The organism is Pseudophaeobacter sp., from assembly GCF_048267565.1.
Lineage (GTDB): Bacteria > Pseudomonadota > Alphaproteobacteria > Rhodobacterales > Rhodobacteraceae > Pseudophaeobacter > Pseudophaeobacter profundi.
In genome coordinates this window covers 78,085-102,638 of the sequence record NZ_JBLWXG010000008.1, presented here as the reverse complement: position 1 = coordinate 102,638, position 24,554 = coordinate 78,085, and the positions used below count along the sequence as shown (strand labels likewise).

14 protein-coding genes are annotated in these 24,554 nt (G+C 64.4%); 7 read left to right on the top strand and 7 right to left on the bottom strand.

Annotated features, from left to right (window positions below; all coding sequences use genetic code 11):
• The first annotated feature begins 152 nt into the window (after positions 1–152).
• Positions 153–5,708: an alpha-2-macroglobulin family protein gene (locus ACN0VH_RS16150; protein ID WP_490362988.1), complete on the top strand. Its 5,556-nt coding sequence runs from the start codon at positions 153–155 to the stop codon at positions 5,706–5,708.
• A 44-nt stretch (positions 5,709–5,752) separates the two neighbouring features.
• The gene (pbpC, locus tag ACN0VH_RS16145; protein WP_417701347.1) at positions 5,753–7,804 is read left to right on the top strand and encodes a penicillin-binding protein 1C; all 2,052 of its coding nucleotides are present in this window, start codon (positions 5,753–5,755) and stop codon (positions 7,802–7,804) included.
• 95 nt (positions 7,805–7,899) lie between these two features.
• Here the strand turns inward: pbpC and ACN0VH_RS16140 are convergent, their stop codons facing one another.
• Genes ACN0VH_RS16140 through ACN0VH_RS16125 form a run of 4 tightly spaced genes read right to left on the bottom strand, consistent with a single transcriptional unit; the run spans position 7,900 to position 14,823 of the window.
• Positions 7,900–9,987 carry a hypothetical protein gene (locus tag ACN0VH_RS16140; protein ID WP_278923911.1) on the bottom strand — a complete coding sequence of 696 codons (2,088 nt, stop codon included), beginning with the start codon at positions 9,985–9,987 and terminating at the stop codon, positions 7,900–7,902.
• 11 nt (positions 9,988–9,998) lie between these two features.
• Positions 9,999–12,890 (bottom strand): DUF4159 domain-containing protein, encoded by a 2,892-nt coding sequence (locus tag ACN0VH_RS16135; protein ID WP_278923912.1) that lies wholly within the window; start codon positions 12,888–12,890, stop codon positions 9,999–10,001.
• Positions 12,887–13,819 (bottom strand): DUF58 domain-containing protein, encoded by a 933-nt coding sequence (locus tag ACN0VH_RS16130; RefSeq protein WP_278923913.1) that lies wholly within the window; start codon positions 13,817–13,819, stop codon positions 12,887–12,889. The genes ACN0VH_RS16135 and ACN0VH_RS16130 overlap by 4 nt, the downstream gene beginning before the upstream one ends.
• Positions 13,816–14,823 (bottom strand): AAA family ATPase, encoded by a 1,008-nt coding sequence (locus ACN0VH_RS16125; protein ID WP_278923914.1) that lies wholly within the window; start codon positions 14,821–14,823, stop codon positions 13,816–13,818. The genes ACN0VH_RS16130 and ACN0VH_RS16125 overlap by 4 nt, the downstream gene beginning before the upstream one ends.
• A gap of 64 nt (positions 14,824–14,887) precedes the next feature.
• Between ACN0VH_RS16125 and ACN0VH_RS16120 the strand changes: the two genes are divergently transcribed.
• A complete protein-coding gene (locus tag ACN0VH_RS16120; protein ID WP_278923915.1) occupies positions 14,888–15,493 on the top strand; it encodes a DUF1285 domain-containing protein in 606 nt (201 codons plus the stop codon).
• Positions 15,494–15,633: 140 nt separating this feature from the next.
• On the top strand, positions 15,634–16,416 hold the full coding sequence (locus ACN0VH_RS16115; protein WP_278923916.1) for a hydroxypyruvate isomerase family protein: 783 nt from the start codon (positions 15,634–15,636) through the stop codon (positions 16,414–16,416).
• Positions 16,417–16,899: 483 nt separating this feature from the next.
• On the opposite strand, the gene polA is transcribed toward ACN0VH_RS16115, so the two are convergent.
• The 3 genes from polA to ACN0VH_RS16100 form a co-directional block, all read right to left on the bottom strand.
• Complete coding sequence (gene polA / locus ACN0VH_RS16110; RefSeq protein ID WP_278923917.1) at positions 16,900–19,704, bottom strand: DNA polymerase I; 2,805 nt, start codon at positions 19,702–19,704, stop codon at positions 16,900–16,902.
• Between the two features lie 92 nt (positions 19,705–19,796).
• A complete protein-coding gene (locus ACN0VH_RS16105) occupies positions 19,797–20,282 on the bottom strand; it encodes a flavodoxin family protein (RefSeq protein ID WP_278923918.1) in 486 nt (161 codons plus the stop codon).
• 152 nt (positions 20,283–20,434) lie between these two features.
• Positions 20,435–20,617, bottom strand: a complete 183-nt coding sequence (locus ACN0VH_RS16100; RefSeq protein WP_278923919.1) for a zinc-finger domain-containing protein — start codon at positions 20,615–20,617, stop codon at positions 20,435–20,437.
• A gap of 82 nt (positions 20,618–20,699) precedes the next feature.
• Between ACN0VH_RS16100 and ACN0VH_RS16095 the strand changes: the two genes are divergently transcribed.
• The 3 genes from ACN0VH_RS16095 (at position 20,700) to ACN0VH_RS16085 (ending at position 24,552) form a co-directional block, all read left to right on the top strand.
• A complete protein-coding gene (locus ACN0VH_RS16095; RefSeq protein ID WP_278923920.1) occupies positions 20,700–21,629 on the top strand; it encodes an ABC transporter ATP-binding protein in 930 nt (309 codons plus the stop codon).
• A gap of 198 nt (positions 21,630–21,827) precedes the next feature.
• Positions 21,828–23,345, top strand: coding sequence for a 2,3-bisphosphoglycerate-independent phosphoglycerate mutase (gene gpmI / locus ACN0VH_RS16090; protein ID WP_417701255.1), 1,518 nt, complete (start codon positions 21,828–21,830; stop codon positions 23,343–23,345).
• A 28-nt stretch (positions 23,346–23,373) separates the two neighbouring features.
• Positions 23,374–24,552 carry a murein hydrolase activator EnvC family protein gene (locus ACN0VH_RS16085; RefSeq protein WP_417701253.1) on the top strand — a complete coding sequence of 393 codons (1,179 nt, stop codon included), beginning with the start codon at positions 23,374–23,376 and terminating at the stop codon, positions 24,550–24,552.
• The last annotated feature ends 2 nt before the right edge of the window (positions 24,553–24,554 follow it).

The window sequence follows — 24,554 nt, the reverse complement described above, 5'->3', positions numbered from 1 at the left end:
CCCTGCGAGCTCCATCAAAATAACAACAGTTAGAATCCCCATAGGGGGCAACGGTTCAGCAATAATCAAATGTCTGGTAACTAGTCTTACGCGTGAACATCTTGCTATGACGTTAAGCCCGTGTCAGCCTTGTAGCGATTTGGGAGAGCGTCATGTCAGTTCAATTTTTTACACGAACCACGTTTTTTATTGTTTGGGCGCATCGGGTTGCTGCCAAAGTCGCCGCTGCTTTGGCAGGGCAGGTCAAAGGGTCCAGCTGCGCGCTGGTCGTGCTGGCGTTTGCGGCGACGGTCGCTGGCCTGCCCCAGCGTGCCACGGCAGACCCAGCTATTCCGCCGCTGCGCTATCAGGCCTTTATGGATACGGATTATTACGGATCGGACCTTCAGGCGCTGTTTGATACTGACCTTGCCGCCTGCGAACGGGCCTGCTCTGCCCAGGACAGCTGCGCTGGATTTTCCTATAATACGCGGGCCAATGCCTGTTTCCCAAAGCAGAATATGCAGACGGCCACGCCCTTTGTCGGGGCGGTTTCTGCGCTGAAGCGTGCCCAATCCCCACAGATGCTGGCCCAGGGCGAGAGCCGCGCCAAGGATCTGGCCTTCCTGCGCGAATCGGATTTGCAGCTGGCCTATCGCCAGGCGAAAGAGATCGGCCTGCGTCATGCCGCCGAAGGCGCCACCCTTGAGGACATGGTGATTGCCGGGCAGATCCAGGCCCGCAATGGCAATGACAAGGGCGCGTTGCGCTGGCTGGCGCAGGCGGTGGCGCTCAGTGATGAGGCTGGGCTATGGGCAGAATATTCCGCCGTATTGCTGCGCTACAGCGGGGACAAAAGCCGGGGCCAACAGGAACTGCGCAATCAGGCGCTGGCCTCCGGGTTGAACGCTTTTTTGCGCGCGCCTTCAAATGCGGTGCAGGCCAATGGGCTGGTTGCCGCCGCGCTGGCGCTGGAAAAACTGGGCCGGGGGCGGGACATGCTGCCGGTGCTGCGCCTGGCACAGGCCCGCTCTCCGCGCCAGGATATCGCCGGGCTGCTTGATCGCTCAATCGCAAAATACGGCTTTCACGTCACCGACAGCCGGGTGCATAGCGACAGTGCCAATCCGCGGCTCTGTGTTGAATTCTCGGAACCCCTGCTGCTTAGTGGGGTTTCCTATGAGGATTATGTCAAACTGCCAAGGCCCGGTGTCGTGGCCACTGCCCAGGGGCAGGAGCTTTGCCTCGAAGGTCTGGAGCATGGGACGCGCTACAGCCTGACCCTGCGCCGGGGGCTGCCTGCGGCGAATGGCGAGGCGCTGCTCAAAGATGTAGACCTGACCCATTATATTGGTGACCGCAGCCCGGCGGTGCGTTTCCCCGGGCGCGCCTATGTGCTGGCCAAGACAGATCAGGCGGCGCTGCCGATTGAAACGGTCAATCTGGATGAGGTCGATCTGCGCCTGCGCCGGATGAGTGACCGCAACCTGCTGCGCAGCATTCAGGATGGCTATTTTGGCCGCCCGCTGTCGCAGTGGCAGGAAGAACATTTTGCCAGCGATATCGCCGAAGAGATCTGGCGCGGCACCGCAGTTCTGCAGAATGAACTGAACCAGGATATGACCACCCGGCTGCCCCTGGCCGAAGCAATAAGCGGGCAACCAGTTGGCATCTACGCGCTTTCGGCCAGTATCAAGGGTGCCGACCCCTATGACAACCCCGGCGCCACCCAGTGGTTTGTTCTGACGGATCTGGGGCTTAGCTCTCTGTCTGGCAGCGATGGGCTGCATGTGCAGGTGCAGGGGCTGTCGGATGCCAAGCCGCGGGCCGGGGTTGAGGTCACGTTGATTTCCAACGCCAATGCAGTGCTGGGTAAAACCACCAGTGACGCAACAGGCTATGCGCATTTTGCGCCTGGTCTGGCGCGCGGGCGTGGTGGGGCTGCCCCGGCCATGGTTCTGGCCCGTGTACCTGGCTCTGATGACACAGAGGCGGGCGAGGATTTTGCCTTTCTGTCACTGAAAGATGCGGCCTTTGATCTGTCCGATCGCGGCGTCGAGGGCCGCCCGGCCCCTGGCCCGGTGGATGTCTTTCTGGCCACGGATCGCGGCGCGTATCGCGCCGGAGAGGTGATCCATGTCACTGCGCTGACCCGTGACAGCACCGCCCATGCGATCGAAGGCCTGCCGCTCAGCGCTATTTTGACCCGTCCAGATGGGGTGGAATACAGCCGCCATCTGTCGAGCGGCGGCAAGATGGGCGGTCATGTCTTTGCCCTGCCCGTGGGTCCAAGCGCGCCGCGGGGCACCTGGCGGCTGGATATCAAAAGCGACCTAAAGGCCCCGGCCCTGGCCACGCGCCAGATCCTGGTCGAAGATTTCATGCCGGAACGCATCGATTTTGAACAAAGCGTCGCCAATGCCGATCTTCTGCGCCAGGGCGAGGCCGCGCAGATCGACATCAAGGCGCGGTATCTGTTTGGCGCCCCCGGCGCTGACCTGGCCATCGACGGCGATCTGCGTCTGCGTCCGGTTGACCGTCTGGAAGGCTGGCCCGGCTATCGCTTTGGCCGTCATGACGCGCCGCGCGACAGCCAACGCAACTATTTTGGCGATGAAAGCACCGATGCGGCAGGCGCGGCCCGGATCACCGTGGCCCTGCCCGAGATCGAGGCCGCAGGCCGCCCGCTTGAGGCCTCGCTGACCACCCGGCTGACTGATGGATCGGGCCGCCCGGTGGAACGCAGTCTGGATCTGCCGGTCAGCCCCGAGGGGCCGATCCTCGGCATCAGGCCGCTGTTTGAGGATGTGGTCGCCGAGGGCACCGAAGCCGGCTTTGAACTGGTGGCGCTGTCGCCCAGCCGCCAGCCGATGCCGATGCGGGTGAAATGGAGCCTGAACCGGATCGAGACCCGCTATCACTGGTATCAGCTCTATGGCAATTGGAACTGGGAACCCAGCACCCGCCGCAAGAGCATCGCCACAGGCGAAGCCACGCTGGGCGAGACCCCCTTTGTGCTGTCGACCCCAACCGATTGGGGCCAGTATGAATTGGTGGTGGAGCGGCTGGATGGGGACTATGTCGCCGCTTCGCTGGATTTCTATGCCGGCTGGTACGCCCCGGCCGATGCTTCGGCAACGCCGGACCGACTGGAGGTGTCGCTGGATCGCGATAGCTATAGCCCCGGCGATACTGCCCGGCTGCGGCTGCTGCCGCAAAGCAGCGGCACGGCGCTGATATCGGTACTGTCGAACCGGGTCATCGAACGCCAGGCCGTAGAGGTCGAGGCCGGTGAAGTGGTGATCCCGCTGAACGTGACGCAGGACTGGGGGAGTGGTGCCTATGTGACCGCGACGATGCTGCAACCGCTGAGCGGGCGGGCCAGCCGGACCCCGACACGAGCGCTGGGGCTGGTGCATGCCAAGGTGACCCAACCGGGACAAGAGCTGCGGGTCAGCGTCGAGGCTCCGGAACTGGCGCGCCCCCGCAGCACGGAAACGGCGCGCATTGCCGTGACCGGGGCCGCACCCGGGGCGCAGGTCTGGCTGACGGTGGCGGCGGTGGATCTGGGTATTCTGAACCTCACCGGATTCAAATCGCCAGACCCAAGCGGGTACTATCACGGCCAGCGCCGCCTCGGGATGGAGCTGCGCGACCTTTACGGACGGTTGATTGATCCGGGCAACGGGGCCTTTGGGCAGTTGCGATCCGGTGGTGATGCGAACCGTGGCCTGCAGATGCAGTCGCCGCCGCCCACCCAGGATCTGGTGGCCTTCTTTTCCGGCGCAGTTCAGGTGGATGAAAGTGGATCGGTGGATTTTCCGATGGATCTGCCGGCCTTTAACGGTACCGTGCGGCTGATGGCTGTGGCCTGGTCCAAAACGGCGGTTGGCCAGGCCGAAGCCGATATGCTGGTGCGCGACCCGGTGGTTGTGACCGCGACCCTGCCGCGCTTTCTTGCGCCGGGAGATCAAAGCCGGGTGCGGATCGAAATGGTGCATGCCGACGGCCCGGCGGGTGAAATGCAGCTAAGCGTACAGAGCCTTGGCAGCGGCCTGTCCCTTGGAACGCTGCCCGCTTCGGTAGTGTTGGAAGAAAAGGGCAAGGCGGTGCTGGAATTGCCGGTCACCGCCACGGCTGTTGGTGATCCGGAACTGGTGTTGTCGCTGGTGACGCCTGCGGGCAAACAGCTGAGCCAAGTTCTGCGCCTGCCGGTGCGGGCCAATGATCCGGTTGTGGCGACCACCCGCCGTTTCAGCCTGCAAAAGGGCGGGACGTTCCAGCTGACGCCGGATGTCTTTGCCGGGCTGAACCCGGGCACCACCAGCGCCGTGCTCTCGGCGGGGCCGCTGGCCCGGTTTGACGTGCCCGGTCTGCTGCAAAGTCTGGATCAATACCCCTACGGCTGCACCGAGCAGGTGACCTCCAAGGCGCTGCCGCTGCTCTATCTGTCTTCGGTGGCGCAGTCGCTGGGCCTGGGGCAAGGGCCGCAGGTGGATGCGCGCATTCAGGCGGCAATTCAGCGGGTGCTGACCCGCCAGGCCGGCAATGGCGCCTTTGGCCTCTGGCGGGCCGAAAGTGGTGATTTCTGGCTTGATGCATATGCGTCTGACTTCCTGTCGCGGGCGCGGGCACAGGGGCATACCGTGCCCGAAAAGGCCTTTGTGCGGGCCATGGACAACCTGCGCAACCGGATCAACTATGCCTCTGATTTTGACGGAGGCGGCGAAGATGTGGCCTATGCGCTGCTGGTTCTGGCCCGTGAAGGGGCCGCTGCGATGGGCGATCTGCGCTATTATGCCGACGTAAAGGCAAATGATTTTGCCACGCCTCTCGCGGCGGCGCAGTTGGGGGCGGCGCTGGCGGCTTACGGCGATCAGCGCCGGGCGGACCGGATGTTTGCCCGTGCGGGCGCGTTGCTGGAACAGGCCGGGGCGGAACGCCCGGTTTGGCGCGCCGATTATGGCACCCAGCGCCGCGATGCGGCTGGCGTGCTGGCATTGGTGGTCGAGGCCAGGTCCGACGCCCTGCCGCTGGAACGGCTGACCCAGCTGGTGACGGCAACAACCGACCGCAGATCAACGCAGGAATCTGCCTGGACCCTGCTGGCGGCGCATGCGCTGATCAAATCGCCAGAGGAGTCAGGCATTCTGGTCAATGGCCAACCAAGCAAAGGCCCCTTTGTGCGGGTGAGCGGCGATCAGCTGGGGCTGGATCTGGCAATTTCCAGCGCCAGTGGCGCGGCGGCGGATCTGACCCTGACCACGCTTGGCGTGCCAGAGGTGGCGCCCGCAGCGGGGGGCTATGGCTATACCATCCAGCGCAGTCACTACAGCCTGGACGGGCAGAAGCTGGCCGGTACGGAGTTTGCGGTTGGCGATCGCTTTGTCACCGTGCTGCAGGTCACGCCGCATGAAACGACTGGCGCGCGGCTGATGGTGAATGATCCGCTGCCCGCCGGGGTGGAAATCGACAATCCCAACCTGCTGCGCTCGGGCGATCTGCGCGATCTGGAGTGGTTGCAACTGTCCGTGGCCGAGCACGCGGAATTCCGCAGTGATCGCTTTCTGGCGGCGGTGGATCTGTCCGGCAGCAAGCCGGTGACGCTGGCCTATATCAGCCGGGCGGTGACGCCGGGGCGGTTCCACCATCCGGCGGCGCAGGTCGAAGACATGTACCGCCCGGCCTATCGCGCCCATACCGCTGCCGGATCGGTTGAGATCCGGTGACCCAGGGCGCATCTGCCGGGTCGCAGGCCGGGGGGGCTTCGCGGCTGTGGTACCGGGGCTTTGCCCTGGCGCTGCTGCTGGCCCTGGCATCGGCCGGGCTGCGGGGGCTGGACCGCTGGGTGGCGGATACGGCGCTGCCGGTCACCCTGGCGGAAACCTCGACAGAGGTGCTGGACCGCAAGGGGGATCTGCTGCGGGTCTATCCCGTGGGGACCGGCATCTGGCGGATGGCACCGCAGCTGGAACAGGTCGATCCGCGCTTTATTGCGATGCTCACCACCTATGAGGACCGGCGGTTCCAGTCCCACGCGGGGGTGGATCCGCAGGCCCTGCTGCGGGCGCTGGGGCAGGCGCTGTGGCACGGGCGCACCGTGTCGGGCGGATCTACCTTGACGATGCAGCTGGCGCGGCTGCTGGAGGATGGCACCACGGGGGCCTGGGCGGGCAAGATCCGCCAGATGCGCCTGGCACTGGCACTGGAGCGGCACCTGTCCAAGGATCAGATCCTGGCGCTTTACCTCACCCATGCGCCCTATGGCGGCAATCTCGAAGGTATCCGCGCTGCCAGCTATGCCTGGTTTGGTCGCGCGCCCAATCGACTGACACCCTCGCAGGCGGCGCTGCTGATTGCCCTGCCACAATCGCCAGAACGTCGCCGCCCGGATCGTGCGCCGGTGGCGGCGCAGGCGGCGCGTGATCGGGTGCTGGATCGGTTGGCGCAGGCGGGATTGCTGACAGGAGCCGAGGTTGCCATGGCAAGCCAGGCCCCGCTGCCCTCTGTCATGCAGCCCTTTCCGCGTCTGGCGCCACATCTGTCGGACCGGCTGCTGGCGGCGCGACCGGGGGCGGCACGGCTAACGCTGACCCTGGAAGGGGAAGTCCAGGCCAAGATGGAACAGTTGGTGGCAGAGGCTGCGACCCGTGCGGGCGCGCGGATCTCGGCGGCGCTGCTGGCGGTGGATCACCAGACCGGAGAGATCATCGCCTCGGTGGGCTCCCCCGCCTATGCCGACAGCGCGCGGCAGGGCTTTGTCGATATGACCCAGGCGCTGCGCTCGCCGGGATCCACCCTGAAGCCGCTTGTCTATGGCATGGCGTTTGAGGCCGGTCTGGTGCATCCCGAAAGCCTGATCCATGATGGCCCGATTGATTTTGACGGCTATGCGCCGCAGAATTTTGATGGGGCCTTTCGCGGCGATATCCGTGTGCGTCAGGCGTTGCAACTGTCGTTGAATATCCCGGTGGTTCGCCTGACCCGAGAGATCGGCCCGGCGAAGCTACTGGCCCGGTTGCGGCAGGGAGGGGCGCAGCCACAATTGCCCGCCAGTGACAAGCCCGGATTGGCCATCAGCCTGGGCGGCATCGGCACCTCACTGCAGGATCTGGTGCAGGTCTATGCGGGGATTGCGGCGGGGGGGCAGGGGGTTGCCCTGCGCAGTGATCAGACCGTTACCCGCCGCCCGTTGCCCCGGCTGCTGTCCGAGGAGGCTGCCTGGCATTTGGGCGATATCCTGTGCGGGCTGGCACCGCCAGCGGGGGCGCGGGCTGGGGTGCTGGCCTATAAAACCGGCACCTCCTATGGCCACCGGGATGCCTGGGCCATTGGCTGGGATGGGCGGCATGTGATCGGGGTCTGGCTGGGGCGGGCGGATGGCACCCCGGTACCGGGGGCCTTTGGCGGCGATCTGGCCGCCCCATTGCTGTTCGAGGCCTTTGGCCGTCTTAAACCCGAGATGACGCCCTTTGCCCCGCCGCCTGCGGCGACGCTGTTGGTCGGGGCGGCGGAGCTGCCGCTGCCGCTGCGCCGGTTTCGCCCCCGCGATGCGGTTTTTGATGCGGCAGCGGATGCGCCGCAACTGCTGTTCCCGCCGGATGGTGCCCATCTGGCGCTGGAGGGCGGCCCGTTGGTGGTGAAACTGCGCGGCGGCCTGGCCCCCTTTGCCCTGCTGGCGGATGGTCGGGTCCTGACCAAGGGTCAGCGGCGGCGCGAATTCGAAGTGCCCAATCCCGGACAGGGGTTTTCCAGCCTGGTGGTGGTCGATAGCGCGGGCCAAAGCGCCCGTGCCGGGGTGGAGATCGACGCGCCTGGCCTCTGAGGCTGATCGCTGTGCCGGTTGTTTGTGGTGCCTCTTTGCCTGCCCGTCTGCCTGCCCGTACACCTGTGCGCCTGCCGTTTGGCCCGCCGCCCCTACTAGCGACGACCTTCGCGCAGCCAGCCAGCCAGTATGAAGGCAGCCGCCAGCAGCAGCCCCAGCCAAGCCGGCAAAAGCGCTGTTTGCGAGACAGATAGGGTTTCATGCGCGGCGCGGGGGGTCAGGCCTATCCAGTTGCGCCCGGCGGCGGGGCGGCCCGGCTTTACGTCGCGCAGCCTTGGCAGCCCCTCTTCCAGGCGCAGGCTGCCGCCGCGTAGCGGGGCCAGCACCGGGGCCAGGACTGTATCGGTGGCGATGTTCTGCTGGAATTCGCGCGGCGTCGCAGGGCCAAGGCCGACAACCGCGCTGGCCTCGCCTTCGCGCAAGCGGTAGAGGCCCGGCATGCTGCCGGTATGGGTTGCCTCCCACAGGCCGGGGGCGCGTTGCTGCATGGTCAGGGTGGTCTCTTGCCCATCGGGGGCGGTGATCACCAGCGGCCCGGCTGCGCCCTGCATGCGGCGGCGGAAAATCTGCATGCTCTGGCCGGTGCTTTCCGCCCAGAGCATCTCTTCCTCCAGTTCCGGTTCCTTCATCATCCAATGGGCAAGGCGGCGCAGCAGTTCCAGCTGTGGCCCGCCACCTTGATAGCCGCGACTCCAGAGCCAGGCATGGTCCGAGGCCAGGAGCGCCACCCGTCCGGCCCCAACCCGGTCAAGCACCAGCAGCGGCCGGGGGCCGAGGCCCTGCATCAGCACATGTCCCTGCGGCGAAGACAGTTCGATCTGGCGCAGCCAGCTGCCCCAGCTGGGGCCGTCATCGGGGCCGGTATTGGTGGATGTGGCGATGGTTCGATGAGCCTGTTCCAGGCCGGCGGTGACGGGGTGGCGATGGCCAAGATCGGTGATCCGGGGGCGGTAGGGCTGTTCCAGCACCCGCGCGGTGGGGGCGGCAGGCAGCACCCGCGACAGGGGCGAGCGATAGATCGAATCAGCGCTGGCAAAATCCGGCCCCGCCGCCACCAGAACAGCACCGCCCTGTTCCACATAGTTGGCCACGTTATCAAGATAGAGCGCCGGCAGAATGCCGCGCCGTTTGTAGCGATCAAAGATGATCAGATCAAAATCCTCGATCTTTTCCAGAAACAATTCGCGGGTGGGAAAGGCGATCAGTGACAGTTCATCCACTGGCACCCCGTCCTGCTTTTCTGGCGGGCGCAGGATGGTGAAATGCACCAGATCAACCGAGCTGTCGGATTTCAGCAGATTGCGCCAGGTGCGCCCGCCTGCATGGGGCTCTCCCGAGACCAGCAGGACCCGCAGCCGGTCACGCACGCCATTGATCTGCACCAGGGCGGCATTGTTGCGGTCAGTCAGTTCGCCCTCTGCCTGCGGCGTGGCAAAGCGGATCACGTTGCGCCCGCCATGTGGCAGGGTCAGGGGCAGGTCGAAATCCACCCCCAGCGGCAGGACAAAGCTCTGCACCGGGCCACCGTTTATGGAAATTTCCACCGGGGCCTGGCCTTGATCTGGCGGCGCGGCGCCTTGATCCTCGATCCGCAGGGTCAGGGTGACAGGTTCGCCGATAATGGCAAAGGCGGGTGCCTGGCGCAGCACCAGGCGGCGATCCCAGTCGCCCTGCCGTCCGGTCAGCAGCAGATGCATCGGCGCGGGCAGATCAACCGGCTGATCGGCATCATGCACCAGCCCGTCTGACAGCGCGATAATGCCAGCCACACGGCCCTGTGGCTCATCCGCGAGCGCCCGTGACAGCGCCTGCATCAGCGCGGTGCCACTGTCCGCTGCGCCATCGGGGAGGTCGATCCAGCGGGTTTCGGTATTGGGTCGCGCAGCCAGCTGCTGCTCCAGCCCGGCGCGGGCGGTTGCCAGCTGGGCCTGCCGGTCTGACAGATGCTGGCTGGCGGTATTGTCCACCGCCACCAGCACGATATCCTTCAGGTCTGCGCGGTTTTCTTGCTGCGCCACTGGCCCCATCAGCGCCGCCAGCAGGCACAGCGCTGCTAGCCCACGCAGCCCCCAGCCGGGCAACCGGCGCCATAGCGCCAGCGCAATGCAGGCCACAGCCAGCGCCATCAGTGCCCAGAGCACCGGCCAGGGCAGCAGTGGATCAAAGAGCAAAACCTGTGTCATCGCATCTGCCCCTATTGTCCCAGCCGTTCCAGCAGGGCTGGCACATGCACCTGGTCTGATTTGTAATTCCCGGTGAGCACATGCATCACCAGATTGACCCCAAAGCGAAAGGCCAGTTCGCGCTGGCGTTCGCCGGAATAGCCACGCCCGACTGGCAACAAGGGCCTGCCGTCGCGATCCACCGCCCAGGCCGCAGCCCAGTCATTGCCGCCAATTACCACCGGCGTCACCCCATCGTTGAGGTCGCGAAAGGGGATGCCTTCGACCTGCACTGCATCGGCAGGTGCCGCCTCAACCCAAAGCGGGCCGCGCGGATGGCGGCCGGGAAAATCCTGCAACAGGTAAAAGGCCCGGGTCAGCACATGATCGGATGGCAGCGGCTCCAGCGGCGGGATATCCAGCGGCAGGGCCAGTTGCTGCAACCGGCGTGCGGCGGCGCTGACCGCCCCATTGGTTGGGCGGCCGCTGGCCAGCGCTGCATCGCGGGTGTCGAACAGGATCATGCCGCCAGAGCGCAGATAGGCATTGAGCCGCGCATAGGCCGCTGCCGAGGGCAGCGCTTGTTCCGGGATCACCGGCCAGTACAGCAGCGGATAGAGCGCAAGATCGTCGCGTTCCAGATCAATGCTGACCGGCAGTGCGGGTTCCACCGAGGTGCGAAAATACAGGGTGTCCGACAGGCCACGCAGCCCGGCCAGGGCGATACGGTCGGTTGTGGCATCGCCCGTGAGAACATGCGCCAGGGTCAGCTCAGCAGCGCGGGTGACATGATCTGCGGGGATGTCCTGACCGGCGTTTGGGTCTGTGTTTCCAATGGTATCCTGACCAGAGCCTGCGGGGGTTTGCACTGGAACTTGGGCCTGAACCTGCGCCTGCGCGGGGGCGGGGATCAGGCCAGCAATCAGCAGACCAGCCCCAATCAATCCAGCTCCGGCGATCATGCCCACCCCGGAAGCGCGTCGCAAAAGGCCGCTGATCTGCAGGGTTGCCAGCACATCCAGGCTCAACAGCAGCAGCGCCAGCCCCAACAAAAGCCCCGCCAGCGGACGTTCCGGGGTGCTGTCATAGCCGGCAAGGCTGATCCCAGCCCCCCAGCGCGCCGGGGGCAGGCTATCGCCCTGGCGCAGGGTGTTGCGGGCCAGACTGCGGCTATCGCTTTGATAGAGACCAGGGCGCAGCCCAGGCCCGGCCTCGGCGGTGATCAGATCAGGGCCGGATACACCGGGCAGGGTGCCTGCCTCGGCCCGACGGCCATAGCCATCCAGCACCGTGACGGGCCGCCAGGTGGTGCCCTCCAGGCTGGTGGCCTCTGGTGGTTTGGCAGCGGAAGAGACCGCCAGTCGTTCCAGCATGCGCACAAAGAGACCCGAAAGCGGCAGGCTGCTCCATTCCGCATTTGCGGTGACATGGAACAGCACCACCTGCCCCTGTCCCAGTGGCTTGCGGGTGACCAAGGGGGTGCCATCCTCCAGCGCAGCGATGACGCGATCAGCCAGGCTCGGGTCGGGTTGGGCCACCACCTGGGATGAAACAGAAACCTCTTCGGGGATGGTCAGGCCAAAGAAGGGAGAACCTGCGGCAAAGGGGGCCAGGGTCTTGGGTTCCCCCCAGCTCATGGCGCCGCCGATGCTGCGCCCGCCAATGCGCAGCCGCACCGGCATGAGGGTTTCTTCATCCTTGCGGGCGGTGTCGCTGCTGGCCAGACGCGGCCCGGCAAAGCGCAGCAGCAAGCCGCCCCCCTCGACCCAGGCGATCAGCGCGTCGTTGATCTGTGGCGAGAGGCGCGCCACATCGGCCAACACGATAACATCAGGGTTGGCGGGCAGGATCTCGCTCAGGCTGCCCTCCAGCAGGTCAGCGGTGGGGGCCAGGGCCTGGCGCAGGTAGTGCAGCTGCGAGAGCAGCGCCAGCCCTTCATCCGCAGCGCCGGCGGCAATCAGGGCCACCTCACGCCGCCGCAGGCGATCATCGCTCAGGCTGACGGCACCGGCAGACCGCTGGCCGGTGATTTCAAAGCGTTCAATGCGGGCGCGCAGTTCGGCGGGCAGGGTCAGCCGGGTGCTTGCCAGCAGCGCGTCGGGTGCAAAGGACAGGCCAACCTGTGCCAGGGTGCGCTGGGTGCCGCCGGGGTCACGGCCACGGGCCTGCACCACTATCTCGGTCGGGGTGTTGATATTGGGGCCCGCATGGCTGCGCAGGGCGGAAATTTCCAGGGCGCCGTCTTGTGCTTCGGGCGGCAGCAACCCCAGCACCGGCAACCCCGAAGAGACCACGGTGACCGCGCCCCGAGCGGCCAGCGCGGTTGTGATGCTTTCCTGCTCCGAATAGGCCAGCCCATCACTGAACCAGAGGCTGTCAAAGTCCATATCGCTGTTGTTCAAATGGTCCAGTGTTGCCTGGATCTGCGCCGGGCCGGGCTGCCAGGGTTGGGGGTGCAGGCCAGCCAGTTGGCTTTGCCAGGTGCTGGCGGCCTGAAACTGAAGCGCCTGCGGTGCGCTTAGCTGCAATAGGGCCACGGGGCGATTGGCGCGCCCGGCATCTTCAAGCCGGGTGGCGATCTGCTTGCGGGTCTGGGCCCAATGCGCGGCCCCCGCCCAGGAGGCATCGACCACGACGACCAAAGGCCCGGACCCTGCCGTCTCGCGGGTTGGGTTCAGCACAGGCCCGGCAAAGCCCAGGATCGCCGCCGCCACGGCCAAGAGCCGCAGCACCAAGAGCCACCAGGGGGTGCGGTCAGACTGGCTGTCGCGGTCCGACAGGCCCAGCAGCAGGATCACTGCCGGAAAGACCCGTTTCTTTGGTGCAGGCGGTACCGCCCGCAGCAGGATCCACAGAATGGGCAGCGCCAGCAGCCCCAGCAGCAACCAGGGCGCGGCAAAGCCAAGGCCGGCAATTGATGTCATGGCTGGCCTCGATCCATCGCATGATAAAGCCACATAAGGGCGGCAAGGGCGGGGTCATTGCTGTGGTGCAGCCCCAGGCGCCAGCCGGTGGTGCGGCACAGCTGATCCAGCGCATCGCGCCGTTCGGCCAGCCGCGCCAGATAGCTATGGCGCAGGGCATCTGCCTTCAGGGTTTCATGGCTGAGCGCCCCGCCGACGCTTTCGAACCGGGTGCGGCCAGCATAGGGAAACTGCTCTTCCGCCGGGTCCAGCACCTGCAGCAAGACCCCGTGAACGCCGCGATCCGCCGCCTTGGACAGGGCGCGTTCCAGCGGCGCAAAGGGGCCGAGAAAATCTGAAATGAACAGGGCGCGGGCCTGCGGAGCCATGGCGCGGTCCTCGGGTGGTGCATAGTCTGCAACCTGCACAGAGGGGGCTTTGGGGCTGTCTTGGGCAGTGCTGAGCGCCTCTGCCAGACGCAGGCTTTGCAGGGTGCCGCGACGCGGCGGCAGGCTGCCACCGGTCAGCCCGACCCGTTCACCGCCCCGCAGCATCAGAATAGACAGGGCCAGGCCAATCAGGCAGGCGCGGTCGATCTTGCGCGGCTGTTCAGGCGAGGAGGCAAAGCGCATAGAGGCCCCCGCATCAACCCAGAGATAGACCGTCTGGGCAATCTGCAATTCGCGTTCACGAACAAATTGCACATCCCCGCGCGCGGATCGACGGTGATCGACCATCCGGCGGCTGTCGCCCTGTTGCAACGGACGATATTGCCAGAAATCATCACCCATGCCGGCCCGCCGCCGCCCGTGGTCACCGCTGAGCACTGACCCGGCCAGTTGCTGCGCCTGCACCAAGAGCGGCGGCAGGGCGCTGGCGGCGCTTTCGGCGGCGCTGCGCAGTCTGGCGGGGGCATTTGCGGCCTCCTGAGGGGCGGCGGTCTGGCTCATGCGGCGATCCCGCTTTTGTTCAGGTCGGCGGCGGTTTCGCTGATCAGATCCGCAAGGCTGTCACCGCGCGCCCGTGCCGCAAAGCTGAGCTGCATGCGATGGCTAAGCACCGGCAGCGCCATGTCGAGCACATCCTCGGCGTTTGGCGCAAGACGGCTGTGCAGCAGGGCGCGGGCGCGCACCGCCAGCATCAGCGCCTGCGCGGCGCGGGGGCCGGGCCCCCAGGCCACGGTTTGCGCCACCTGCTGAGATACATCGGGTTCACTGGGGCGGAAGGCGCGCACCAGATCCAGGATCAGCTCTACCACGGCGTCGCCCACGGGCATGCGCCGCAGCAGGGTTTGGGCCGCAACAAGCTCGGCGGCGCTAAAGACCGCATGGGCGCTGTCTTCGCTGTTTCCCGTGGTGGCCAGCAGGATGTCGCGTTCGGTATCGCGGGTTGGGTAGGGCACGTCGATCTGCAGCATAAAGCGGTCCAGCTGCGCTTCGGGCAGCGGGTAGGTGCCTTCCTGTTCGATCGGATTCTGGGTGGCCAGCACGTGAAACGGCTGGCCCAGCGGCCGGTCAGCACCGGCAACGGTGACCTGGCGTTCCTGCATCGCCTGCAGCAGCGCTGATTGGGTGCGCGGGCTGGCCCGGTTTATTTCATCCGCCATCAGCAGCTGGCAAAACACCGGACCCGGCAGAAAGCGAAAGGCCCGGGTGCCATCTGCGGCGGTGTCCAGCACCTCCGAGCCGAGAATATCGGCGGGCATCAGATCGGGGGTGAACTGCACCCGTTTGCCATCCAACCCCATCACGGTCGATAGGGTTTCCACCAGCCGGGTCTTGCCCAGGCCGGGCAGCCCGACCAGCAGCCCATGGCCGCCGCACAGCAGGGTGGCCAGCGTCAGGTCCACAACCCGTTCCTGGCCGATGAAGCGGCGGGTGATCGAGTCGCGCGCCAGTTGTAGCTTTTGCTCCAGCGCTTCGATGCCGGCCAGCAGGTCATCAGGTTCGGGCATGACATTCCTTTCTCAGCGGATATACAATCGTATTGTATCGCGGTTGAGGGAAATGGCAAAAGCAATGAGTGGACAAAAAACTGTGACACCGTCGGCAGATGGGCTGGCCGCCTCGATCCGGGCGGCAGAGAAGGCGACAGGCAAAGCGGGTGGCACGCGCGGATTGCCGCCGGTGCATCTGTGGAACCCACCCTATTGCGGTGATCTGGACATGCGGATCGCCCGTGACGGCACCTGGTATTACCTTGGCAGCCCGATTGGCCGCTTTGAATTGGTCAAGCTGTTCTCTTCGATCCTGAAGCGTGAAGAGGGCAAATATTTCCTGGTCACCCCGGTTGAAAAAGTCGGCATCACCGTGGAGGATGCGCCCTTTGTCGCGGTTGATTTTGAGGCCACCGGGGCGGGGGCAGAACAGCAGCTCTGCTTTACCACCCATGTGGGCGACCAGATGGTGGCGGGCCCGGAGCACCCGATTCGGGTGGAGCGGGACGCCGAGACCGGCGAACCATCGCCCTATGTGCGCGTGCGCAGCAATCTGGAGGCGCTGATTGACCGCAAGAGCTTTTATCGGCTGGTCGAGCTGGGCTGCCACCATGACGGCTGGTTTGGTCTCTGGTCCGGTGGGGTGTTTTTCCCGGTGATCCCTTCGGATGAGCTGCCCGTAGGCTAGGGCATGGTCTGGGGCTTGCTCTGGGTGCGGGTTAGGAAAAATGCGTTATTTTCGGTGCTTGGCCTTGCCTGGGCGGGGCGCTAGACCCTAGCGGGATCATCGGTGCCTGCGTGGTGCCAACAGACCGGAGGTTTCCTTGAATGCCTAGATTCGCGGCAAATATTTCAATGCTCTTTGCTGAACTGCCCTATCTGGAGCGTTTCGCCGCCGCGGCCGCCGCCGGGTTCACGGCGGTGGAAATCCTGTCCCCCTATGATGTCGCGGCAAAAGAGACCCAGCGAGCGCTGCTGTCGCAAGGGCTGGAGCTGCTGCTGATCAATGCGCCGCCGCCCAATTACACGGGCGGGGTGCCGGGCTATGCGGCACATCCTGATGGGGTTGACCGGTTTCAGCGTGATATTCGCCGGGTGCTGCGCTACGGCGAGGTGCTGAGAGTGGGGCTGATCCACATCATGGCTGGCTATGCCAAGGGCGATGAAGCCCGCGAGACCTTTATCAACAACCTGCGCTGGGCCGCGGATCTTGCGCCCAGGCAGCGCTTTACCATCGAGCCGTTGAATGCCGGGGATCAGCCGGGGTATTTTCTGGACGATTATAACCTCGCCGCAGAGATTCTGGAGGCAGTGAACCGCCCCAATGTCGGGCTGCAATATGATGCCTATCACGCGCAGATGATCCATGGCGATGCCGCGCAGGTCTGGCAGAACTTTGGCAAGCAGGCGCTGCATGTCCAAATTGGTGCCGCGCCCAGCCGATGCGAACCCGGCACCGGGCCGGTGGATTTTGAGGCCCTGTTCCAGGCCATTGATGCCAGCGGCTACAAAGGCTGGATCAGCGCAGAGTACACCCCCTCGACCCGGCGTACCGAAGATAGCCTGGGCTGGCTGCCAAGATCACGGGTGCTCAGCATCGCACGAGGCTGAGGGCGGGTCTGATGGCAGGGCGGGGGGCTGGGCTGAAGGCGGCGTGTTGCCTTGCGGTAAAAGGCAGGCGCTCCCGCCAATTCCGCAACATCCCCAGGGGGATGTCGCTTCATTGTTGGGGGTGGCGCCGCGCTGACGCGCGGCGAAACGACCTGCTGAGATGCGCTTCAGGGGCAGATTTGCCCAGAAGCGCCTTTGCAAGGTTGGGGCCTGCTGAGTCGCCTCAAGGGCAAGCCGCGCTGGGCGCGGCGGCTTTGCCGCCCTTGACCCGAATCAGCAGAAAAAAGCGATCGTGCAGGCCTGTGAGGCCCAAAAAGCCCGAGGCTTGGTGCGGGCGCGCCGCGCGTCTGCGCGGCGCCACCCCCAACGGGGGAGGACCAATCTCTGATTGTTCCGAGACGGGCGGGAGAGCCGCCTTGGTGCAGAGTGAGTGAATCCTGGCCTGAAAGCATGTCGCGTTCATGGCCATTCAGACGGCATGCTCTAGTGCGCTTCGGCCCAATTTCTGCCCTGGCCTGCCTCGACGCTCAGCTTCACGTCCAGATGCACTGCGGGGCTGGCGGCACCCTCCATGACCTGGCGGGCGGTCTCTATGGTTTCTGCCACCGCCTCTTTGGGGACTTCAAACAGCAGTTCATCGTGGACCTGCAGCAGCATCCGCGCAGGCAGGTGGGCGATGGCCTGGGGCATCCGCACCATGGCGCGACGGATCACGTCGGCGGCAGTGCCCTGGATCGGGGCGTTGATGGCGGCGCGTTTGGCAAAGCTGGCGCGCGGTCCCTTGGCGGCGATTTCGGGCGTATGGATCTTGCGGCCAAACAGCGTCTGCACATAGCCGTGCTCTTTGGCAAATTCCACCGTCTGATCCATATAGGCGCGAATACCCGGAAAGCGTTCAAAGTAGCGGTCGATAAAGCCCTGGGCCTCGGCGCGTGGAATGCGCAGATTGCGGGCCAGACCAAAGCCGGAGATGCCGTAGATGACGCCAAAGTTGATCGCCTTGGCCTGACGGCGAATATCCGGGGTCATTTCCTCCATCGGGACGTTGAACATTTCTGACGCGGTCATGGCGTGGATGTCGTGGCCTTCGGCAAAGGCGGCCTTCAGCGCGTCGATACCGGCGACATGGGCCAGGATGCGCAGCTCAATCTGGCTATAGTCGAGGCTGAGCAGAAGATTGCCTTCATCCGCCACAAAGGCCTCGCGGATGCGGCGGCCTTCCTCGGAGCGCACGGGAATATTCTGCAGGTTGGGATCTGATGACGCCATGCGGCCGGTATTGGCACCGGTCTGGATATAGGAGGTATGCACCCGGCCAGTATCCGGGTTGATATGGTCCTGCAGCGCATCCGTATAGGTGGATTTCAGCTTGCTCAGCTGGCGCCAGTCCAGCACCAGGCCCGGCAGCTTATGTTCGGTGGCCAGATCTTCCAGAATATCGGCGCCGGTGGCATAGGCACCTGTCTTGCCCTTTTTGCCGCCGGGCAGTTCCAGCTTGTCAAACAGGATCTCGCCCAGCTGTTTGGGCGATCCGACATTGAAGGGCTGGCCCGCCAGGGTGTGGATTTCATCCTCCAGCCCGGCCATTTTCTGGGCAAAGGCATTGGACATGCGGCTGAGTGTATCGCGGTCCACCTTGATGCCATTGCGCTCCATCTCGGCCAGCACCGGCACCAGAGGCCGTTCCAGGGTTTCATAGACCGTGGTGACCTGCCGCTGGTGCAATTCGGGTTTGAAATGCTGCCACAGGCGCAGGGTGATATCGGCGTCCTCCGCGGCATAGGGGACTGCATCGGCCAGCGGCACCCGGTCAAAGGTGATGGCGGATTTTCCCGTGCCCAGCAGAGGCTTGATTGGCAGGGGCGTGTGGTCGAGATAGCGTTCCGACAGGGTATCCATACCGTGGTTATGTTCACCCGCGTGCAACGCGTAGGACATCAGCATGGTGTCATCAATCGGGGCCACATCAATGCCATAGCGGTGCAGGATCTTGGCGTCATATTTCATGTTCTGCCCGATTTTCAGCACCGCCGGATCCTCCAGCATCGGCTTCAGGATCGCCAGCGCATCGTCCAGCGGCATCTGCCCCTCCGCCAGACCTTCGCCGCCAAACAGATCATCTCCGCCCTGTTTATGGGTCAGCGGAATGTAGCATGCCGCCCCCGGTTCAACGCAGAGCGAGACGCCGACCAGATCTACCACCATGGCATCCAGCCCGGTGGTTTCGGTATCCACCGCCACATAGCCGCGCGCATAGATCTGATCGATCCAGCCCTGCAGGGCGGCGGTATCCCCGACCGAGGTGTATTTTTCCGCGTCAAAGGGCACCGCGCTGGGGGCGGCGACAGGGGCGGCTTCGCTCACGGGGGCTTCCGGGATGCTGGGCACCTCGCGGCCCAGCTGTTCGGCCATGCGCTTGGCCAGGGTGCGGAACTCCATTTCCGCAAGAAAGCCCAAAAGTACCTCGGCATCGGGTTCCAGCACCTCAAGATCTTCGAGGGTGAAATCCAGATCCATGTTGCAGTCCAGCTGCACCAGTCGTTTGGACATTTCGATCTGGTCGCGCTTGTCGATCAGGGTCTGACGGCGTTTGGGCTGTTTGATTTCTTCGGCCCGGTCCAGCAGCTCTTCGAGCGAGCCAAATTCATTGATCAACAGCGCCGCGGTCTTGATGCCGATGCCAGGCGCGCCGGGGACATTGTCGACGCTATCGCCAGCCAAGGCCTGCACATCGACCACCCGGTCGGGGCCAACGCCAAACTTTTCCACCACGCCGTCGCTGTCGATGCGTTTGTTCTTCATTGCGTCCAGCATTTCAACGCCGCCGCCAACCAGCTGCATCAGATCCTTGTCCGATGAAATGATGGTGCAGCGCCCGCCGGCATCGCGCGCCTGACAGGCGAGGGTGGCGATAATGTCGTCGGCTTCATAGCCCTCGACCTCTTTGCAGGCGATGTTAAAGGCGCGCGTTGCCTCGCGGGTCAGCGGAAATTGCGGTCGCAGATCTTCCGGCGCAGGCGGACGGTTGGCCTTGTAGAGATCATACATTTCATTGCGGAACGACTTGCCGGAATGGTCAAAAATCACGGCGACATGGGTGGGCGCATCCGGGCCGGTATTGGCCTCGACATAGCGGTGCAGCATGTTGCAAAAGCCCGCCACAGCGCCAATTGGCAGCCCGTCTGATTTGCGCGTCAGTGGCGGTAGGGCGTGATAGGCCCGAAAGATAAAGGCCGAACCATCAATCAGATGCAGATGGCAGCCCTTGCCGAATGTACTCTCGCTCATGCCTGTCGCGCTCCCCTGGGAAATCCGTTCGTGTTCCGTTTCCGGTTATCGGTGATCTGGCGCGTAAGGGCAATTGCCGTTTGGGCCAGAGCCTAGAACATGCCCATGGCCAGCCCCGCGCCCAGAGCCTGACCCAGATCGGCGCAGCGGGCCAGCTCTGCTGGGGCAATGGATTTCTCGGCCAGAATCGCCTCGGGTGTCTGGGCATGGGTGCATAGGATCAGCGGCGGCTGGATCTCGCGCAGGCGCCAGCCCTGGGCGATGCGGGCCAGTTGCCGGGCCGCGCCGGTCCCATCCGAGCCGGCGCAGATCATCTGGGCATAGGCACGCCCGTTGAGCTGGCCCAGCACCGGGTAGTAGCAGCGGTCAAAGAACTCTTTCATCTGCCCTGATAGGCTGGCCAGATTCTCTGGGCCGCAAAACAGATAGGCCCCGGCCGCCAACAGATCGTCGGGACCGGCCTCGGCGGCCTGCAACAGCCGGGTGTCGCATTCCTGGCTGGCCGCGGCTGTTGCAGCCTTCGCCATTTGCCGGCTGCCGCCGGTGCGGGAATGATAGATGATAAGAAGCGTGCTCATGCCTTCAGCATATCCAGAATGGACTGTGGTGTCAGCGGCATCAGAAAATCATGGTGGGCCGAGGCTGCGACAGGCTGCACCGCATACGGGCACCAAGCATGTTTCAGCCCCCTGGCGATCCTGACGGCAAAGCGCGCGAGCGATCCGGCCTGCTACATCGCTTTGTCTTCGAAACCCTTGAGGATGTATTTGCAATCGCAATAGGGACATTCCACAAAGCCGGTGTCCTCGGGGATCTGCAGATAGACACGGGGATGACCCAGCGCGCCTTCGCTGCCATCGCAGGCAACGCGGCTGGTCTCGACGATTTTGGTTTCGGGCGCTTCAATGGTCATCGCTGGCGGTCCTTATGAATTTCGGCTAGGCGCATGGTGAAACCATGTATGTATGATGCAAAAACCGGGGGCAAGAGCTGCAATGAGAGATGACGCAATCCATATCGAAAGCTTGCGCAAAACCTACAAGGGCGCCAAGGGCCAGCCGGAAAAGCAGGCCCTTAAGGGCATCGATCTGACCATTCCGCGCGGGTCTGTCTTTGGGCTTCTGGGGCCAAACGGAGCGGGAAAATCTACCATGATCAATATCATGGCCGGGTTGGTGCGCAAATCTTCCGGGCGGGTGACGATCTGGGGCTTTGATCAGGATGCCAACCCGCGCCAAAGCCGCGCCGCCATTGGGGTGATGCCGCAAGAGTTGAACCTGGACCCGTTCTTCACCCCGCGCGGCGCGCTGGAGGTGCAGGCAGGCCTTTACGGCGTGCCAAAATCAGACCGGCGCAGCGATGAGATCCTTGCCATGGTGGGGCTGACCGACAAGGCCCATGCCTATGCCCGCACCCTGTCGGGCGGCATGCGTCGGCGGCTGCTCTTGGGCAAGGCGCTGGTGCATCATCCGCATATTCTGGTGTTGGATGAACCAACTGCCGGGGTGGATATTGAGCTGCGGCAAATGCTTTGGGCCAATATCCGCAAGCTGAACCAGCAGGGCATGACCATCATCCTGACCACCCATTACCTGGAAGAGGCCGAAGAGATGTGCGACGAGATCGCCATCATCGATCAGGGCAGCGTGGTGGCGCGCGACAGCACCGCCAACCTGCTGGGCCGTCTGGATGCCAAATCCATGATCGTGCAGCCCGCCAGCCCGGTCACGATCCTGCCGCAGGGGGCTGGCATCACCTCTGAACTGCGCGAAGACGGCGCGGTGGTGCTGCGCTACCACGGCAATGAAACCAGCGCCGAAGAGGTGCTGTCAGCCGTGCGCGCCGCCGAAATTTCCATCCGCGATGTCAAAACCGCCGAGGCCGATCTGGAAGATGTCTTCCTGTCTCTGACCAAATCGGGCTGAGCTGACAGGCTGGCCCCTTGCTCCCCCCCCCTCCCGGCGCGCGCCGGGGCAGGGGATTGGCAATCGTTGTGAACAAAGTCTTGCACTGTTTCGCGGGCGAAACATTTGCCGCCGCGCGGAAGGTGGTTCACCCCGGCGGGGCAAGAGGGTAAAAGGCTGCAAACCTGTTGCAACACCGCCCTGATCCGGAGCCCTGATATGTCCACGCCCAAACCTGTTGTTCTGTGTATTCTTGATGGCTGGGGCAGTGCGGAACCCGGTGCCGCCAACGCGCCCTATCTGGCCAAGACCCCCACCTTTGATGCGCTGATGGCCGCAGGGCCACAGGCGCGGCTGGTGACCCATGGGCCGGATGTTGGTTTGCCCAGTGGTCAGATGGGCAATTCCGAGGTGGGCCATACCAACATCGGTGCTGGCCGCGTGGTGGCGATGGATCTTGGCCAGATTGATCTGGCAATCGAAGATGGCTCTTTTGCACAGAACGCCGCCCTGTTGGATTTCATAGCTAGGCTCAAGAAAACCGGTGGTGCGGCGCATCTGATGGGGCTGGTGTCTGATGGCGGGGTTCATGGGCATATCAGGCATATTCTGGCGGCGATCCGCGTCCTCACCGACGCGGGCGTGCCGGTCTGGCTGCATACCATCACCGACGGGCGCGACGTGGCGCCGAAATCTGCCTATGGCTACTTTGAACAGCTGAAAGAGGCCCTGCCGCAGGGGGCCAGGATTGCCACGGTGACGGGGCGCTATTTTGCCATGGACCGCGACAACCGCTGGGAACGGGTGGGCGAAGCCTATGCCGCCATGATCAAGGGCGAGGGCCGTTCGGTGGCGGATGCCCATGATGCGGTGACCCATGCCTACAACCAGTCCGAAACGGATGAATTCATCGGCGCCAGTGTGATCCGCGGCTATGATGGGGTGCAGGATGGCGACGGCTTCTTCTGCCTGAATTTCCGCGCCGACCGCGCCCGTGAAATTCTGCGCGCCATTGGCGAGCCGGGCTTTGCCGAATTTGACACCGGCCCGCGCCCCAAACTGGCAGCGCTGCTGGGCATGGTGGATTATTCTTCCGCGCATAACGCCTATATGACCACCGCCTACCCCAAGGCTGAACTTGTCAATACGCTGGGCGAATGGGTTGCCAAACAGGGCAAGCGGCAGTTCCGCCTGGCGGAGACTGAAAAATATCCGCATGTGACCTTCTTCCTCAATGGCGGCAAGGAAGAACCAGAGCAGGGTGAAGACCGTGCCATGCCCCAATCCCCCAAGGTGGCGACCTATGATCTGCAACCAGAGATGAGCGCGCCAGAGGTGACCGAGAAATTCGTTGAAGCCATCAATGCGGGCTATGACCTGATTGTCACCAATTACGCCAACCCCGATATGGTCGGCCATACCGGTGATATCCAGGCCGCGATCAAGGCCTGCGAGGCGGTGGATCAGGGGCTGGCCCAGGTGGTAGAGGCGCTTCGGCGCGTGGGTGGTGCCATGCTGGTCACCGCAGATCACGGCAATTGCGAGGTCATGGTCGACCCGGAAACCGGCGGTGCCCATACCGCGCATACCACCAATCTGGTGCCGCTTGTGTTGGTGGGTGGGCCAAAGGGCGCCGGGCTGCGCAACGGCCGCCTTGCCGATCTTGCCCCCACCCTGCTAGAGCTGATGAACCTGCCCAAGCCAGATGAGATGACGGGCGAAAGCCTGCTGACCTGACAAAACAGACCAAGAAGATCTGAACCACATGATGACACGCGCCGCTGGGCTGCTTTTCCTTGCACTGATCACCCTTGCCGCACCGCTGCAGGGTCTGCAGGGGGCTGCCCGCGCGGCCGAGACGCCACCGGCCCCGGCAGAGGCCGCACGGCAGGCCGCGCGCCAGCTGGAGGCGGCAACCGTCGCACTGGAGGCGGCAGACAGCGCGCGCGACCGGGTCAAGGCGTTGACGGAAACCCTGCACGCCTATGAGGCCGGGCTGGGTGCCATGCGCGAAGGTCTGCGGCGGGTTGCGCGGCGCGAAAGCCAGCTTGTGGCGCAGCTGAAATCCCGCGAAGACGAGGTGGCCGAGCTGCTGGGCATCCTGCAAACCATCGAAACTTCGGCACCGCCGGTGCTGATGCTGCACCCTTCGGGGCCTTTGGGCGCGGCGCGGTCGGCCATGATGGTCGCCGAGGTGACACCGGGACTTTATGCCCGCGCCGAGGCCCTGCGCCAGGACCTGGAAGAGGTACAGACCCTGCGCATTCTGCAACAGAGCGCGGCCGACACCCTGCAAGAGGGGCTGGCCGGGGTGCAAGAGGCGCGCACGGCGCTGTCGACCGCCATTTCCGATCGCACCGACCTGCCGATGCGCTTTACCGAAAATGGGGTGCGCACCGCGATCCTGATTTCCTCGACGGAAACGCTGACCGGCTTTGCCAGCGGGCTGGCCGAGGTGGCGGGCGGTGCGGATAAGATCACCCCGCTATCAGTGGATATCAGCGCCCAGCGGGGCAGCCTTGCGCTGCCGGTCGAAGGTCTGCTGCTGCGCCACTTTGGGGCGCGGGATGCCGCCGGCATTGCCCGCCCGGGGGTGCTGATTGCCGCGCGCCCGCGCGCCTTGGTCAGTTCTCCGACGGCGGCGACGATCCGCTATCGTGGCCCGCTGCTGGATCTGGGCAATGTGGTGATCCTGGAACCGCAGCCCGATACGCTTTTTATTCTCTCGGGTCTGGAAGAGGTTTTTGGCATCGCCGGGCAGGTCATTCCCGCAGGCACTCCGGTGGGCCTGATGGGGGGCAGCCCGCCCCAGGCTGGTGCCATTTTGTCACGTAGTGGTGAAGGGGGTGGAACTGACCGGACAGAAACGCTCTATATAGAAGTTAGAATGGACAACAGTCCGGTGGATCCAGAAACATGGTTCCAAATCGGAAAAGGTGGATAAGG

Bases quoted from the DNA above. Each gene is read 5' to 3' on its own strand.
- ACN0VH_RS16095 (WP_278923920.1), top strand. From the start codon at position 20,700: ATGAGAGATGACGCAATCCATATCGAAAGCTTGCGCAAAACCTACAAG.
- ACN0VH_RS16135 (WP_278923912.1), bottom strand. From the start codon at position 12,890: ATGACATCAATTGCCGGCCTTGGCTTTGCCGCGCCCTGGTTGCTGCTG.
- gpmI (WP_417701255.1), top strand. From the start codon at position 21,828: ATGTCCACGCCCAAACCTGTTGTTCTGTGTATTCTTGATGGCTGGGGC.
- ACN0VH_RS16115 (WP_278923916.1), top strand. From the start codon at position 15,634: ATGCCTAGATTCGCGGCAAATATTTCAATGCTCTTTGCTGAACTGCCC.
- ACN0VH_RS16130 (WP_278923913.1), bottom strand. From the start codon at position 13,819: ATGAGCCAGACCGCCGCCCCTCAGGAGGCCGCAAATGCCCCCGCCAGA.
- ACN0VH_RS16150 (WP_490362988.1), top strand. From the start codon at position 153: ATGTCAGTTCAATTTTTTACACGAACCACGTTTTTTATTGTTTGGGCG.
- polA (WP_278923917.1), bottom strand. From the start codon at position 19,704: ATGAGCGAGAGTACATTCGGCAAGGGCTGCCATCTGCATCTGATTGAT.
- ACN0VH_RS16125 (WP_278923914.1), bottom strand. From the start codon at position 14,823: ATGCCCGAACCTGATGACCTGCTGGCCGGCATCGAAGCGCTGGAGCAA.
- ACN0VH_RS16120 (WP_278923915.1), top strand. From the start codon at position 14,888: ATGAGTGGACAAAAAACTGTGACACCGTCGGCAGATGGGCTGGCCGCC.
- ACN0VH_RS16100 (WP_278923919.1), bottom strand. From the start codon at position 20,617: ATGACCATTGAAGCGCCCGAAACCAAAATCGTCGAGACCAGCCGCGTT.
- ACN0VH_RS16105 (WP_278923918.1), bottom strand. From the start codon at position 20,282: ATGAGCACGCTTCTTATCATCTATCATTCCCGCACCGGCGGCAGCCGG.
- ACN0VH_RS16140 (WP_278923911.1), bottom strand. From the start codon at position 9,987: ATGACACAGGTTTTGCTCTTTGATCCACTGCTGCCCTGGCCGGTGCTC.
- ACN0VH_RS16085 (WP_417701253.1), top strand. From the start codon at position 23,374: ATGATGACACGCGCCGCTGGGCTGCTTTTCCTTGCACTGATCACCCTT.